The following is a 13,808-nucleotide window of genomic DNA, read 5'->3' as shown; positions in this document are numbered from 1 at the left end:
TTGATGTCAGGAGGCGTGCTTCACGTGGCGGACCAGCCACATCAGCAGGGCGTCCAGGTCGGCGGCGGCCGAGAGGACCCGGTCGACCGCCTCGGGGGTGTGCAGCCACTCCTCGCAACCGAGGGGACGGGCGGCGATCAAAGAGCGGTGGCGCAGCAGGTTCGTGCGGGAGTGGTTCGTCGGATAGCCGCGCGGGGGACGTTTCATCACGTCCCCGGAGACGTCGTAGCCCTTCTTCCGCACGTCCTCGACGATGGCGGACAGTTCGCGGCCGCTCCCCTCGGAGGCCACGGCCTTGCGGAAATTGTCCACCTGGCCGGGATCGGGGTACCACCAGGCGCCCTGGATCCGCAGGCCGTCCAGGGAGAATCGGAGACCGATCTCGATCTTGCGGCCGAGCCGGATCACCCCGCTCTGGTGCTGCCACCACCAGGCGTCCGTGCGGTAGTGCCAGACGGAGAAGTCCTCGTACCGGGGGTCGGCGTCCGCGACCTCGTTGAGCAGGGCGATCATCGGCTGCCGGACCAAGCGTTCGCGGTCCGCGCGACAGCGCTCGCGGGTCGCGTGGGTCGGTTCGCCCTGGAGCTGCCACAACACGTCCATGGCCTGCTCAGGCCAGCCGGTGAACTGTCCGCGCATGCGGGAAGGCTAGCTCACCCGTCGTCCGCGCGAGCGGAGAGTGGGACGGGTGGGTTTCAGCCCTCGTTTCAGCCCTTGGCGCGCGTCCCGAGTTTGACCCACCTCGCCGTACTGGGTACGCCCTCGGCGTCGAGGAGGAACAGCATGTAGTAGCCGGGCGGGGCGTCGGCCGAGGTGGCCGGCGCCCGCAGGTCGATCGTGCGGCCGTGGACGCCGGTCATCCGCAGCTCCAGATGGCGCTGGCTGGTGTTCACCGCGTGGGTGACGGTGGTCGGCGCCAGCAGCACGGCCCGCCGCACACCGGAGGCCGTCGAGCTCTCCACGGAGAACTTCGCGTCGTGCGCGATCTCGCCCGCCGGAGCCCGGTCCAGTACGGGCCGGGCTCCCCGGTGCAGGTAGGCGGGCTCGTAGATCTCGATCGAGCCGTCCATGCCGTCCTTGATGTCCGGGTCGTTGGCGATCTGCTGGAGCTCGTCCCCGGTGACCATGACCCGGCCGTCCGGCAGCACCAGGGCGTTGGAGTGGTAGCCCCGCGGCAGCCGCTGGGCCGGTCCCAGCCCCCACCGGCCGTCCGCACCGCGCAGTTCGGTCTGGCGGAACTTCAGGTCGGCCTTCGGGTTGAACGGCCCGAACCCGTAATCCCTGGTGTCCTTCGCCCCGTTGACCGTCAGCAGCGTGCCGTCCGGCAGGATCAGCGTGTCGTCCTGGGTCCGGCCGAAGGCGCGCGGCTCCTGCGTGGTCCAGGCGCCGCCCGACAGCCGGTAGGTGTTCGGGTCGAGCGGATCCCCGCCCAGCACCAGCACCGAGTCGGGTCCGCGGAACCCTGCCGGCAGCGGCACGGCGGAGCCGTAGCCCCGGAAGTCGGCGGGCCGTCTGGGCAGATCCGTACGGGTCTCCGCGCGCGGGTCGAAGAGCCACTGCTGGTCGGCGTCGCGCCCCAGGCCGTAGATCATGCCGTCGCGCAGCGAGAACAGGTGCGGGTAGTCGTTGCGGAAGGGCGCGTCGGAGCGCATCCGCTGCACGGAGACGTCCAGCGGGATGTCGTACGGGCGCCAGGGCACCGGCTGCCCCAGCGCGGGGAACCGCTCCACCACCGGCGTGGGCGTCCCCGTGCCGCGCTCCGACTGGCCCGACATGATGATCTGGCGGCCGTCCGCGCCGGTCACCACCGACGGGTACCAACGGCCCACCGCCATATCGCGGTTGCGGTACCAGCCCTCGGTCCACGGGTCGAAGACGAAGGACAGCTTCGCTCCGCTGCCGCCCTTGCCTCCCGTGTTGCCGCCGAACACCCCCAGCATTCCGTTGGGCAGGAAGGAGTGCCCGGCACAGAAGAACGGAGCCGGGCGCGGGGCGTGCGTACCGTCGGGCATCAGCACGACGGGCGGGGTGACCTTCTTGAACGCCCGCGCGCCCGTCCCCTTCGCCGGATCCCACAGGTAGGCGCGGCCCGCGTTCGACGGTCCGATCCGGTCCGTGGGCCCGGTCTCCTTGGTCGGGTCGGTCTCCACCCGCGAGAAGGAGAAGAGCAGCACCTTGCCGGTGGGCAGCTGGGCGACGTGCACGCCGAAGTCGGGGGAGGGGAAGTACTCGGCGAACCGTCCCGAAACCGCTGCCTTGAAAGCGGAGTTGGCCTCGCGCTGCGAGGCGGCGAGCGAGGCCAGGCTCGCGTTCCGCCGGGACTGCGGGTACTCCACGGCGCCCCTGGCCGCCCGGCGCAGCTCGGCGTGGGCGCGCGCGTGGCCGACGCCGATCACGGCGGCCTCGGCCGCATCGGTCCCGCCGGCCGAGGCCGCCGGCCCTGCCGACTCCGCCGCACCGGTCACCCCGGTCACCCCGGTCCCGCCGTCCGTGTCGTGTCCCGGCGCTCCGGCGGCGGGCGGTGCGGTCGCGAGGACCAGGGCGCAGACGACCGCGGTCGCGGAGAGCAGGGCGGACCGGTGCAGGCGGCGCATGGGGCTCCTCGGCGCGGGCGGTTCCGTAGGGTGCTCATCATAGGAAATAACGGGATGAATAGGGTGACCTCACGTGCTCGGCGCCCCGCCGATGAGCCGTTCGGCCCTGCCCGAAGGGCTGCCCGAACGTTTCTCTGGTGAAAGGGCCCGGCCATCGGAGTGAGACCGCGCAACCGTTCACCGATCGGCCGGGTACGGACCGCTTCCATGGCCGGGTGATCAGAACACTGCGCACCGCGCTCGGCGCCGTCCTCGTGACCGGCGGCCTCCTCGCCCTCCTGCCCGCCTCCGCCGCCGGAGCGGCGGGCAGCCCGGCGGCCCCCGCCGCACCGGAGGACCGGGTCTCCGTCGACGTCGCCACGGTCAACGGCTCGGGATGCCGCCCGGGCAGCGCCACCGTCGCCGTGGCCGAGGACAACTCGGCCTTCACCGTCACCTACAGCGAGTACCTGGCCATGGCGGGCGGCAACAGCGCCCCGACCGACGGCCGCAAGAACTGTCTGCTCTCCCTGCTCGTACACGTCCCGCAGGGGTACACCTACGCCGTCGCCCAGGTCGACTACCGGGGATTCGGCAGCCTCCAGCAGGGCGCGATCGGCACCCAGAAGGCCAGTTACTACTTCCAGGGCATGAAGCAGACCGACTACCGCACCCACAAGTTCCAGGGCAAGCTCGACGACAACTGGCAGGCCACCGACACCACGGGCATCGAGGCCCTGGTCTTCGCCCCCTGCGGCGAACTGCGCAACTTCAACATCAACACCGAACTGCGCGCCGAGGTCGGCACCTCGGACCCGTCGACGACCAGCTACATGGCGCTCGACTCCACCGACGGCAGCATCAACAGCGTCTACCACTTCGCCTGGAAGAAGTGCCCGGCCCGCTGAGCCGGCCCGGCGCACTCCCCACGGGCGGCCGTGCGGGGCTCCCGCTCAGGAGTCTCCCCGCGCGGCCGCCTGCCGCTGCCGCTTGCTCAAGGGGGCCGGCGTGAGGTCCTGGGCCTGCGAGCTGAGCCGCTCGAAGCCGTACCCGTGCTCCGTCAGCCAGGTCTCCGCGGCGAGCTCTGCGTGGGCGGTCGCGTCCAGGACCGCACCGGGATTTCCGGGGGCCCGCCACTCCGACGGCCCAATCAGCGCGCGACCTCCGCGACCCGGGCGTCACCCGGTCGGCGCGGCTGCGACCTGGGGTTTCGCGCAACTGCCCGGCGTGCCGGGCGTGTCGCGTCCCGCTAGCGTCGGCAGCGTCCGGAGTCCTTGGATTCCGCGAGGGGGGTCCTGCTATCCGCCTGTGCGAGAGGCCGAGCCGATGCTGAAGGACGCTCCGATAGCCCAGATGGCCCCGATAGCCAGCCTGCTCCGTGTGGAGAAGGGCGTGGCCGCCCCCGAGGAACTCGCCGCGATCGCGGTGGTCGTCGCCTGCTTCGCCCGCCGCAACTCCACCGGAGCGGGAACCGCCCCGGGAGCGGAAACGGCCCCCGCCGGGGCCGCCCGCCGCCGGCGCCCCGCGCACCACGGCTCCGGCTGCTGGGCGGGCTGCTGGGCCTGCGGCTGACGCGGACCCGCACGGGTCCGCAGCCTCCATGAACGCCCCTGCCCCCGGCCCGCTTACGGGCCCGCGGCAGGGGGACCACTCGGCGTACGGGCCGCTCAGGCCCGGCGCAGCACCGTGGACAGCGCCTCGGACAGCGCCGCCTCCGCATCGGCCACCGGCCCCTGCGAGCGCCACGCGACGAACCCGTCCGGGCGCACCAGCACGGCGCCCTCCCGGGACATGGCGTGCACCTCGCTCCAGTCGGCGCCCTCCTCCTCCATCAGATCGGCGTCGGGAGCGTTCGCGGATCCCCCCGCGGCCGACCCGATGGCAGCGGACCCGATGGAATACGCGTCCAGCTTCACCGACAGCCGCTCGGCCACCCGTTCGGCGGCCGCCCGCCACGGCGAGCCCGCACCGCAGAGCAGTACGAAGGCGCGCTCGTACAGGTCCACCGTGGAGACCCGCTCGCCGTCGGCCCGCGTCAGCCACATGTGCGGGGCCCGGGTACCGGGGTCGCCCTTCATGCGCATCCCCTCCGGGATGACGGGCCGGTCCGGAGCCCCGCCGACGAAGGCGCCGCTCGGGTACGCGTAGGCCATCGCCGTCGTCAGGACCCCGCTGCCCGGTCCGCCGCCCATCGTGGGCGGCGGCGCGTACCCGGGGTGGCTGTGCTCCGCCGAACGGGCCGAGGCGCGCTCTGCGGTCGCCAGCGCCACCGGGTGCCGCTCGGCCCCGTAGGTCTCCAGCAGGGCCATGCCCGCCGATCCGTTCAGGACCGCCGCGATCTTCCAGGCCAGGTTGTGCGCGTCCTGGATGCCGGTGTTGGAGCCGAACGCGCCGGTGGGGGACATCTCGTGGGCCGCGTCGCCGGCCAGGAACACCCGCCCGGCCGAGTACCGCTCGGCCACCCGTTCGGCCGCGTGCCAGGGAGCCTTGCCGCCGATCTCCACGTCCAGGTCCGGCACGCCGATCGCGGCCCGGATCTGCTCCCTGCACCGCTCCTCGGTGAAGTCCTCCAGGGTCTCCCCCCGGTCCGGGTGCCAGGGGAGGTGGAAGACCCACTGGGTGTCGTTGTCCACCGGCAGCAGCGCCCCGTCCGCACCCGGCTTCATCAGGTAGCAGACGATGAACCGCAGATCGCCCAGCACCTCGACGAGCCGGCGCGAGCGGAAGGTGACGCTGACGTTGTGGAACAGCTCGCCGCTGCCCGTCTGGGGGATGCGCAACTGCTCGCGCACGGGGCTGCGCGGGCCGTCGGCCGCGATCAGGAAGTCGGCGCGCACGGTGATGTGCTCACCGGTCTCCCGGTCCTTGACCAGCGCGTTCACCCCGCTCTCGTCCTGGTCGAAGCTCATCAGCTCGGTCGAGAACCGCACGTCGGCGCCCTGGGCGCGGCTCTGCGCGGCGAGGATCGGCTCGATGTTGTTCTGGCTGCACACGCACCAGCCGGTCGGACTGAACTTGCTGAGCGCTCCGGCCGGGTCGATGGCCTTGACCAGCCACTTGTGGTCGCCGCCGAGCAGGGACTCCGTCTGCAGGATGCCCATGTTGTTCTCCAGCGCGGACGCCGCCTGCCGGATGGCGCCCTCCGCCCCGGCCACTCGGAACAACTCCATGGTCCGGGCGTTGATGCCGCGCCCGCGCGGGTGGTCGGAGGTACCGGCGTGCTTCTCCACTACCAGGTGCCTGATGCCGTGGCGGCTCAGGAACAGCGAGGTGGACAGACCCACGAGGGAGCCGCCCACGACGAGAACCGGTACGCGAACATCTGCCGTGTCTTCCATCAGCTGCGAGCTCCTGAATTCGGTGTGGGGGGATTGCACTCTTTTATGCCCCCGATCGCCGGCCAAGCCCAGGAGATACGCCGGTTGTCACCCGCTTGATCCGGAGATGTAGCGGTACGTCCCCACCCGGATGACGATGAGCGACAGCGGTTCCCCGAAGACACGCCGGCCTGCCGTCCCCGCGACGGCCGCCGGTCCGGGGCGGCCACTGCAGATGACGGACGAGGGTCCGTACGCGATGAAAATCCCCGCCCTCCTCCAGGGCCCTCACGAAGGAGTGAGCAGATGACGACCACCCTGTCCGAACGGGTGTCACAGTCCGCCTTCGACGGATCCATGCTCCGGGTCGTCCTGCTGATGGACCTCCACGAAGGAGCCCAGCAGCGGTTCTTCGAGGCGTACGAGCAACTGCGCCACGACATCGCGTCGGAACCGGGCCACATCAGCGACCAGCTCTGCCAGTCCTTCGAGAACCCCTCGCAGTGGCTCATCACCAGCGAGTGGGAGAGCGCCCCGCAGTACCTCGCCTGGGTCAACAGCGAGCACCACGCCGAGCAGGTGCGCCCGCTCGGCGCCTGCGCCCGCGCCATGCGCCCGCTCAAGTACACCGTCCTGCGCGAGACCGGCCGCGGCTACCAGGACGCGCAGCGGCCCACGGGTGCCCGGCTGCAGGAAGCGCCCCGGCTCGGCGCCGGCATCGTGCGCCACGCCCTGACCTTCACGGTCAAGCCCGGCAGCGAGAAGGACGTCGCCGCGATCCTCTCCAGCTACGCCTCGCCGGCGGCCGACGTCGACGGCCACACCCGGCTCCTGCGGACCTCGCTGTTCATGCACGGCAACCGGATCGTCCGTACCGTGGAGGTCCGCGGCGACCTGATGGCAGCCCTGCGGCACGTCTCCGAACAGCCCGAGGTACGGGCCGTCGAGGAGGCCATCAACCCCTACCTGGAGCAGGACCGCGACCTCGGCGACCCCGAGTCCGCCCGGATGTTCTTCATGCGGGCCGCGCTCCCGGCCGTCCACCACGTCGCCGCGCGCGAAGCCGGCGGCGCCGACCGCTCCGACGTACGGCGCCACGCGCTGTTCTACCCGGCCAAGCCCGGCTGCGGACCGGCGCTGGCCCGGTTCCTCGCCCGGCAGGACGAGGAAGCCGCCCACCGGTCCGACGCCCCGACCGTGAGCAGCAGCATCTTCCAGCGCGACGACATCGTCGTACGCCTCATCGACGTGCGCAGCCCGCACGGCGCCGGGCTGGAAACCGCCTTCGGCGTCCGGGGCCCGCGCAAGGCGGCCGTCCTCGCCCGCCTGATGGCCGGACCCGTCAGCGAGTCCGACGGGGTCGCGGCGTCCGCGGTCCGCCACACCATGAGCCTGATCACCGACCGCCGGGCCCCTGCCGAAGGCTGACGCGCAGCGGCATTCCCCACCGGCCGGCACCCCGGACCCCTCATCGCCGGACGACTCATCCCCGGACCCCCCACCCACCAGCCCCGTCCAGGCTCCCCACCGCCAGGAGGAACCCCCGCCATGACCAGACAACGCCCACCGCACATCGTGGACCTCAGCGAGACGCAGCCCAACACGAGGCGCGGCGGCGACCTGAGGGCCGTCCTGACACCGACCTCGGTGGGCTGCACCAGCGGCTTCATGGGTCTGGCCGTCATGGCGCCGGGCGAGCACATCGCCGAGCACTACCACCCGTACTCCGAGGAGTTCGTGTACGTGGTCGCCGGTGAGCTGGAGGTCGACCTCGACGGCGAGGCCCACCCGCTCCTCACCGACCAGGGACTCCTCGTCCCGATGAACGTGCGCCACCGGTTCCGCAACGTCGGCGGCACCGAGGCCCGCATGGTCTTCCACCTCGGACCGCTCGCCCCGGACCCGAAGCTCGGGCACGTGGACACGGAGGAGGCCGTCCACCCGGAGGGCTCCGCCTGGGAGCGGCCCCCGGACCGCGCGGGAGCGGTCTCGTGACCCGCCGACGCGTGGCCGTCACCGGGGTCGGCGTCGTCGCCCCCGGTGGGATCGGCGCCTCCGCCTTCTGGGAGCTGCTGTCCAACGGGCGTACGGCGACCCGCGGCATCACCCTCTTCGACCCGACCGGCTTCCGCTCCCGGATAGCCGCGGAGGTCGACTTCGACCCCGCCGCACACGGCCTCGGCGCCGAAGAGGCGGCCCGCGCGGACCGGTACATCCAGTTCGCGCTGGTCGCCGCAGCCGAGGCGGTGCGCGACGCCGGACTCGACCTCACCACGGACGAAGCCTGGCGCACCGGAGTCTCCCTCGGCACCGCCGTGGGCGGCACCACCCGCCTGGAGCACGACTACGTGGCCGTCAGCCAGTCGGGCGACTGGTGGGACGTGGACCACCGGCTCGCCGCGGCCCATCTGCACCGCGCCTTCACCCCGGCCACCCTGGCCTCCGCCGTCGCGGAGAAGACGGGGGCGCGCGGGCCGGTCCAGACCGTCTCCACCGGCTGCACCTCCGGACTCGACGCCATCGGCTACGCCTTCCACTCCATCGCCGAGGGCAAGATGGACGTCTGCATCGCCGGCGCCTCCGACTCACCCGTCTCGCCGATCACCGTGGCCTGCTTCGACGCCATCAAGGCCACCTCGCCCAACAACGACGACCCCGCCCACGCCTCCCGGCCCTTCGACGCCGACCGTGACGGCTTCGTCCTCGGCGAAGGCGGCGCCGTCCTCGTCCTGGAAGAGCTGGAACACGCCCGTGCGCGCGGCGCGACCGTCTACTGCGAGATCGGCGGCTACGCCACCTTCGGCAACGCCCACCACATGACGGGGCTGACCACCGAGGGCCTGGAGATGGCCCGCGCCATCGAAACCGCCCTCGCCCAGGCCCGCACCGACGCCCGCGAGATCGACTACGTCAACGCGCACGGCTCCGGAACCAAGCAGAACGACCGCCACGAGACCGCGGCGGTCAAGAAGGTCCTGGGCGACCACGCCTACAAGACGCCGATGACCTCCATCAAATCCATGGTGGGGCACTCGCTCGGTGCCATCGGGGCGATCGAACTGGCCGCCTGCGTCCTGGCGATGACCCACCAGGTCGTCCCTCCCACGGCCAACTACGAGACCCCCGACCCCGAATGCGACCTGGACTACGTGCCGCGCGTCGCCCGCGAACGCAAGCTGCGCAGCGTGCTCTCCGTCGGCAGCGGCTTCGGCGGCTTCCAGTCCGCGGTCGTCATGACCCGCCCCAAGGAGGAGGTGGTCTCGTGAGCGTCCGTACGGTCATCACGGGCATCGGAGTCGTCGCGCCCAACGGCATCGGCGCCGAGGCCTTCTGGAAGGCGACCCAGTCGGGCGCCTCGGTCCTGGGCCGCGTCACCCGAGAGGGCTGCGAACACCTCCCGCTGCGCGTGGCGGGCGAGGTACGGGGCTTCGACGCGGCCTCGATGGTCGAGGAACGCTACCTCGTCCAGACCGACCGCTACACCCACCACGCCCTCGCCGCGGCCGACCTCGCCCTGGAGGACGGCCGGCTCGGCCGGGCCGACTACGAGGACGACCCCTTCTCGGTCGGCGTGGTCACCGCCGCCGGGTCGGGCGGCGGCGAGTTCGGCCAGCGCGAGCTGCAACACCTCTGGGGTCAGGGACCGCGCTACGTCGGCCCGTACCAGTCGATCGCCTGGTTCTACGCGGCCAGCACCGGGCAGATCTCCATCCGCCGGGGCCTCAAGGGCCCCTGCGGGGTCGTCGCCGCCGACGAGGCGGGCGGACTCGACGCCTTCGCGCACGCCGCCCGGGCCATCAACCAGGGCAGCAAGGCCATGCTGGTCGGAGCCACCGAGGCGCCCCTGGCCCCGTACTCCATCGTCTGCCAGCTCGGCTACGAGGCACTGAGCACCCACGAGGACCCGGACCGGGCCTACCGGCCCTTCACCGAGAAGGCCTGCGGCTTCGTCCCCGCCGAGGGCGGCGCGATGTTCCTGGTGGAGGAGGAGCAGGCGGCCCTGCGCCGCGGTGCGTCCGTCCGGGCACTCCTGGCCGGGCACGCGGCGACCTTCACCGGCCCGCACCACCCCGAACGGGCCGACGCCTCCGCCGAGGGCCTGGCCCACGCGATCAAGGGCGCCCTGCGGGACGCGGGCTGCGCCCCCGAGGAGGTCGACGTGGTCTTCGCCGACGCGCTCGGCACCCCGGAAGCCGACCGGGCAGAGGCGGCCGCGATCGTCTCCGCCCTCGGAGCACACGGGCGCAAGGTGCCGGTCACGGCACCCAAGGCCGGGACGGGCCGGGCCTATTGCGCGGCCCCCGCCCTCGACACCGCCGCCGCGGTCCTCGCCCTGGAGCACGGCATCCTCCCGCCCACGCCGAACGTGTTCGACGTGTGCCACGACCTCGACGTGGTGACCGGCAGCGCCCGCCCCGCGGAGCTGCGCACCGCGCTCGTGCTGAGCCGGGGCCTGATGGGCTCCAACGCCGCGCTCGTCATCAAAATCCCCTCCTAGAGACAGAAGGAGCCGCTCATGTCCGAACGACTGACCGTCGAGGAGCTGGCCGCCCTGATGAAGTCCGGGGCCGGCATCACCGTGGACCCGGCCGACATGAAGAACCGCCCGGACTCCCTGTTCGACGACTACGGCCTCGACTCGCTGGGCCTGCTCGGCATCGTCGGGCTGCTGGAGAACCAGCGCGGCCGGGCCCTGCCCACCGACGCGGACCGCTGCAAGACCCCCAAGGAGTTCCTCGAACTCGTCAACACCAGCCTGATGACCGGAGCTTGAGATGGCAGGACACACCGAGAACGAGATCGTCGTCAAGGCGCCCATGGACACCGTCTGGGAGATGACCAACGATCTCGCAGGCTGGCCCGGGCTGTTCAGCGAGTACGCCTCGCTGGAGGTCCTGGAGGAGGACGGGCCCACCACCCGCTTCCGCCTGACGATGCACCCCGACGAGAACGGCACCGTGTGGAGCTGGGTCTCCGAACGCACTCCCGACCCCGTCACCCGCACCGTGCGCGCCCGCCGCGTCGAGACCGGCCCGTTCGAGCACATGGACATCCACTGGCAGTACTTCGAAGTCCCCGGCGGCACCCGGATGGTGTGGACCCAGGACTTCGCGATGAAGCCGCAGGCACCCGTCGACGACGCCGGGATGACCGACCGCATCAACACCAACTCCAAGATCCAGCTGGAACTGATCCGGGACAAGATCGAACAACGCGAACGCGAGAGCCGCACGCCCGCGGTCAGCCGCGTCTGAGACGAAAGGCAGCACACCGGATGCACCGCGCTCTCATCGTGGCCCGCATGGCGCCGCAGTCCGCCCCCGACATCGCCGAGCTCTTCGCGGCCTCGGACGCGGGCGAGCTGCCGCACCTCGTCGGGGTCACCCGCCGCAGCCTCTTCCAGTTCGGCGACGTGTACATGCACTTCATCGAGTCGGACCGGCCCCCCGGCCCGGCCATCGCCGAAGTGACCGGCCACCCGGAGTTCCGGGAGCTCAGCGACCGGCTCACCGCCTACGTCAGCCCGCACAACCCGGAGACCTGGCGCAGCCCGAAGGACGCCATGGCCCAGGAGTTCTACCGCTGGGAGCGTCCGGGCGCCTCCCGTACGGGCTAGCCGTACGGAGCGACCCGCGCGACCGGCAGGCCTCGGGCCCCGCACCCACTCGGGTGCGGGGCCCGCCACCATGCGAGAACCGGAAGAGACGCCTCAGGCCGAGCCGCGCAGCACCAGCGAGGTCGGGGTGATCACGGACCCCGGCACCCGGTGCGATCCCTGCGCCGGGTCCAGGGACCGCAGCAGCAGCCGGACCATCAGGCGCCCCATGCCCTCGATGTCCTGGCGCACGGTCGTCAGCGGTGGATCGGCGCTCTCCGCCACCAGCTCGGCATCGTCGAAGCCGACCAGCGCCACGTCCCCCGGCACGGACCGGCCCCGCTCGCGCAGCACGCCCAGCGCGCCCGTCGCCATCAGGTCGTTCGCGGCGAACACCGCGTCGAGATCCGGGCAGCGCTCCAGCAGTTCGGCCATCGCCCGTGCTCCGCCCACCGTGGTGAAGTCCCCCTCGGCGATCAGCGCCGGATCCGCGTCGAGCAGCACGTCCCGGTACCCGTCGAGCCGGTCGGTCGCCGAGGTCTGGTCCGGCGGGCCGGCGATGTGCGCGATCTGCCGCCGCCCCCGGGACACCAGGTACCGTACGGCCTCGCGCGCGCCCCCGCGGTTGTCGGCGTCGACGTACGACAGCGGACCGTACGGTGCGGCTCCGTCGGCCTGCCCGGTCCAGCCGGGCCGCCCTCCGTAGACGGTGGGCATGCCGATGCGGCGCGTGATCGCGGGCAGTGGGTCGTCGGTGTGCAGCGAGAACGCGAGCGCGCCGTCGACGTGACCGCCCGCCAGGTACCGCTCGATCCGGTCGTAGTCCCCGCGGTGCTCGACCAGGAGCAGCACCAACTGCGTGTCGTGTGCGGTCAGTTCCTTGCTGATGCCGCGGATCTGCCGGGAGAAGAAGGGGTCGGAGAAGATCCGGATCTCCGGCTCCGCGATGATCACCGCGACCGCGCCGGTACGCCGGGTGACCAGCGTGCGGGCCGCGTGGTTGGGCACGTAGCCGAGGTCCAGGACGGCCGCGCGGACCTTGTCCACCAGGTGCGCGCGGACGCCGTCGCCGCCGTTGACGACCCTGGATGCGGTGGCCCTGGACACCCCGGCGCGCGCCGCCACCGCTTCCAGGGTGGGCCGGCCGGCGGGAACCTGTTCGGCCACGGGCGCTCCTCGTGCGTGTCCGGGGGCGGCGGCCCGGGCCCTGGGGGCCCCGGCCCTGTCGGACAGCAGGGTAACCCGTACCGCCGGGAACGCTGAGAGCGCTCTCACGGCAGCCTGTGCGGCGGTGGCGCAAGTCCGATTACGGCCGTTCCCGCGAAAAGCATGAACTGCCAAGGCCCTCTTGTGAGTTGGGCTGGGGATCCCAACAATGCGCATGACAACCGAAGGATCTTCGGTCGCATTGTCACCCAGAGGGGAACCCCCACATGAACAAGCCTCTCGCCGGCGCCGCGTTCGCCCTGCTCCTCACCGGAGCGGCGGCCTCGCCGGCCGTGGCCCAGGCACCCCGGGACACGCTCGCACCCGCCGTCGCGGTCAACTTCGCCGGTACGGTCGCGCTCAGCAACTGCTCCGGCTCCGTCGTCCGCGTGCCGAACTCGCTGCCGTCCGACCCCGCGCTCGTCCTGTCCAACGGCCACTGTCTGGAGTCCGGCATGCCGGCGGCCGGACAGGTCGTCAAGGACAAGGCGTCCAGCCGCTCCTTCTCGCTGCTGAACGGCTCGGGATCCAAGGTCGCGACGCTGCGCGCGAGCAAGATCTCGTACGCCACGATGACCGACACGGACATCTCGATCTACCAGCTGACCAAGACCTACGCGCAGATCAGCAGCCAGTACGGCATCAGCGCGCTCACCCTGAACGACGCCCACCCGGTGCAGGGCACCGCGATCAAGGTGGTGTCCGGGTACTGGAAGCGAACGTACAGCTGCAACGTCGACGGGTTCGCCTACCGCCTCAAGGAGGGCGAGTGGACCTGGAAGGACTCCCTGCGCTACACCTCGTCCTGCAACACCATCGGCGGCACCTCCGGCTCCCCGGTGATCGACACGACGACGGGCAAGGTGGTCGCCGTGAACAACACGGGCAACGAGGACGGCGGGTCCTGCACGATGAACAACCCGTGCGAGGTGTCCGAGAGCGGCGCCGTGACGGTCCGCCAGGGCATCAACTACGCGCAGCAGACCTACATCATCGTCCCCTGCGTGGGCCCCGGTAACACGATCGACCTCAACCGCCCCGGCTGCACGCTCCCCAAGCCGTAGGGAACGCGTCGGGGCCCGCCCGGAATCCGGACGGGCCCCGACGCCCGGCGGG

The 13,808-nt window shown here is 71.9% G+C and carries 15 protein-coding genes; 10 read left to right on the top strand and 5 right to left on the bottom strand.

The annotated features are described in order from the left end of the window. Positions 1–6 precede the first annotated feature (6 nt). Entirely contained in the window at positions 7–639 is a 633-nt protein-coding gene (locus ACFVX6_RS24695) for a DUF2461 family protein (protein WP_389694822.1), read from the bottom strand. Positions 640–707: 68 nt separating this feature from the next. Beyond that, positions 708–2,594: a galactose oxidase-like domain-containing protein gene (locus tag ACFVX6_RS24690; protein WP_389694820.1), complete on the bottom strand. Its 1,887-nt coding sequence runs from the start codon at positions 2,592–2,594 to the stop codon at positions 708–710. Between the two features lie 215 nt (positions 2,595–2,809). Here ACFVX6_RS24690 and ACFVX6_RS24685 point away from each other — a divergent pair, with 215 nt between their 5' ends. Further along, a complete protein-coding gene (locus ACFVX6_RS24685; protein ID WP_389694818.1) occupies positions 2,810–3,481 on the top strand; it encodes a DUF4360 domain-containing protein in 672 nt (223 codons plus the stop codon). Between the two features lie 45 nt (positions 3,482–3,526). On the opposite strand, the gene ACFVX6_RS24680 is transcribed toward ACFVX6_RS24685, so the two are convergent. Then, positions 3,527–3,679 (bottom strand): DUF6204 family protein, encoded by a 153-nt coding sequence (locus ACFVX6_RS24680; RefSeq protein ID WP_389694905.1) that lies wholly within the window; start codon positions 3,677–3,679, stop codon positions 3,527–3,529. Between the two features lie 220 nt (positions 3,680–3,899). Here ACFVX6_RS24680 and ACFVX6_RS24675 point away from each other — a divergent pair, with 220 nt between their 5' ends. Continuing rightward, the gene (locus ACFVX6_RS24675; protein ID WP_389694816.1) at positions 3,900–4,145 is read left to right on the top strand and encodes an acyl-CoA carboxylase epsilon subunit; all 246 of its coding nucleotides are present in this window, start codon (positions 3,900–3,902) and stop codon (positions 4,143–4,145) included. Between the two features lie 95 nt (positions 4,146–4,240). On the opposite strand, the gene ACFVX6_RS24670 is transcribed toward ACFVX6_RS24675, so the two are convergent. Beyond that, positions 4,241–5,911, bottom strand: a complete 1,671-nt coding sequence (locus ACFVX6_RS24670) for an FAD-dependent oxidoreductase (RefSeq protein ID WP_389694814.1) — start codon at positions 5,909–5,911, stop codon at positions 4,241–4,243. Between the two features lie 285 nt (positions 5,912–6,196). Here ACFVX6_RS24670 and ACFVX6_RS24665 point away from each other — a divergent pair, with 285 nt between their 5' ends. From ACFVX6_RS24665 to ACFVX6_RS24635, 7 genes are all read left to right on the top strand, one after another. Continuing rightward, a complete protein-coding gene (locus tag ACFVX6_RS24665; RefSeq protein ID WP_389694812.1) occupies positions 6,197–7,318 on the top strand; it encodes a SchA/CurD-like domain-containing protein in 1,122 nt (373 codons plus the stop codon). 120 nt (positions 7,319–7,438) lie between these two features. Continuing rightward, positions 7,439–7,885: a cupin domain-containing protein gene (locus tag ACFVX6_RS24660; protein WP_243333070.1), complete on the top strand. Its 447-nt coding sequence runs from the start codon at positions 7,439–7,441 to the stop codon at positions 7,883–7,885. After that, the gene (locus tag ACFVX6_RS24655; protein WP_389694810.1) at positions 7,882–9,156 is read left to right on the top strand and encodes a beta-ketoacyl-[acyl-carrier-protein] synthase family protein; all 1,275 of its coding nucleotides are present in this window, start codon (positions 7,882–7,884) and stop codon (positions 9,154–9,156) included. Before ACFVX6_RS24660 ends, ACFVX6_RS24655 begins: the two co-directional genes overlap by 4 nt. Beyond that, positions 9,153–10,388, top strand: a complete 1,236-nt coding sequence (locus ACFVX6_RS24650; RefSeq protein ID WP_389694808.1) for a ketosynthase chain-length factor — start codon at positions 9,153–9,155, stop codon at positions 10,386–10,388. Before ACFVX6_RS24655 ends, ACFVX6_RS24650 begins: the two co-directional genes overlap by 4 nt. Before the next feature lie 18 nt (positions 10,389–10,406). Continuing rightward, positions 10,407–10,664: a phosphopantetheine-binding protein gene (locus ACFVX6_RS24645; protein WP_112448182.1), complete on the top strand. Its 258-nt coding sequence runs from the start codon at positions 10,407–10,409 to the stop codon at positions 10,662–10,664. 1 nt (position 10,665) lies between these two features. Beyond that, on the top strand, positions 10,666–11,145 hold the full coding sequence (locus ACFVX6_RS24640) for an SRPBCC family protein (RefSeq protein WP_389694806.1): 480 nt from the start codon (positions 10,666–10,668) through the stop codon (positions 11,143–11,145). 20 nt (positions 11,146–11,165) lie between these two features. Further along, the gene (locus ACFVX6_RS24635; RefSeq protein WP_267040642.1) at positions 11,166–11,507 is read left to right on the top strand and encodes a TcmI family type II polyketide cyclase; all 342 of its coding nucleotides are present in this window, start codon (positions 11,166–11,168) and stop codon (positions 11,505–11,507) included. Positions 11,508–11,600: 93 nt separating this feature from the next. Here ACFVX6_RS24635 and ACFVX6_RS24630 read toward each other — a convergent pair whose 3' ends face one another. Continuing rightward, positions 11,601–12,653 carry a LacI family DNA-binding transcriptional regulator gene (locus ACFVX6_RS24630; RefSeq protein ID WP_389694803.1) on the bottom strand — a complete coding sequence of 351 codons (1,053 nt, stop codon included), beginning with the start codon at positions 12,651–12,653 and terminating at the stop codon, positions 11,601–11,603. A gap of 266 nt (positions 12,654–12,919) precedes the next feature. On the opposite strand from ACFVX6_RS24630, the gene ACFVX6_RS24625 reads away from it, so the two are divergent. Continuing rightward, the gene (locus ACFVX6_RS24625) at positions 12,920–13,756 is read left to right on the top strand and encodes a serine protease (protein ID WP_389694801.1); all 837 of its coding nucleotides are present in this window, start codon (positions 12,920–12,922) and stop codon (positions 13,754–13,756) included. The last annotated feature ends 52 nt before the right edge of the window (positions 13,757–13,808 follow it).

This window comes from Streptomyces sp. NPDC058289 (assembly GCF_042880975.1).
In the GTDB taxonomy this organism is placed as follows: Bacteria; Actinomycetota; Actinomycetes; order Streptomycetales; family Streptomycetaceae; genus Streptomyces; species Streptomyces stoeckheimensis.
The sequence above is the reverse complement of the archived record's forward strand: the minus strand, read 5'-3'. Positions and strand labels throughout refer to the sequence as shown.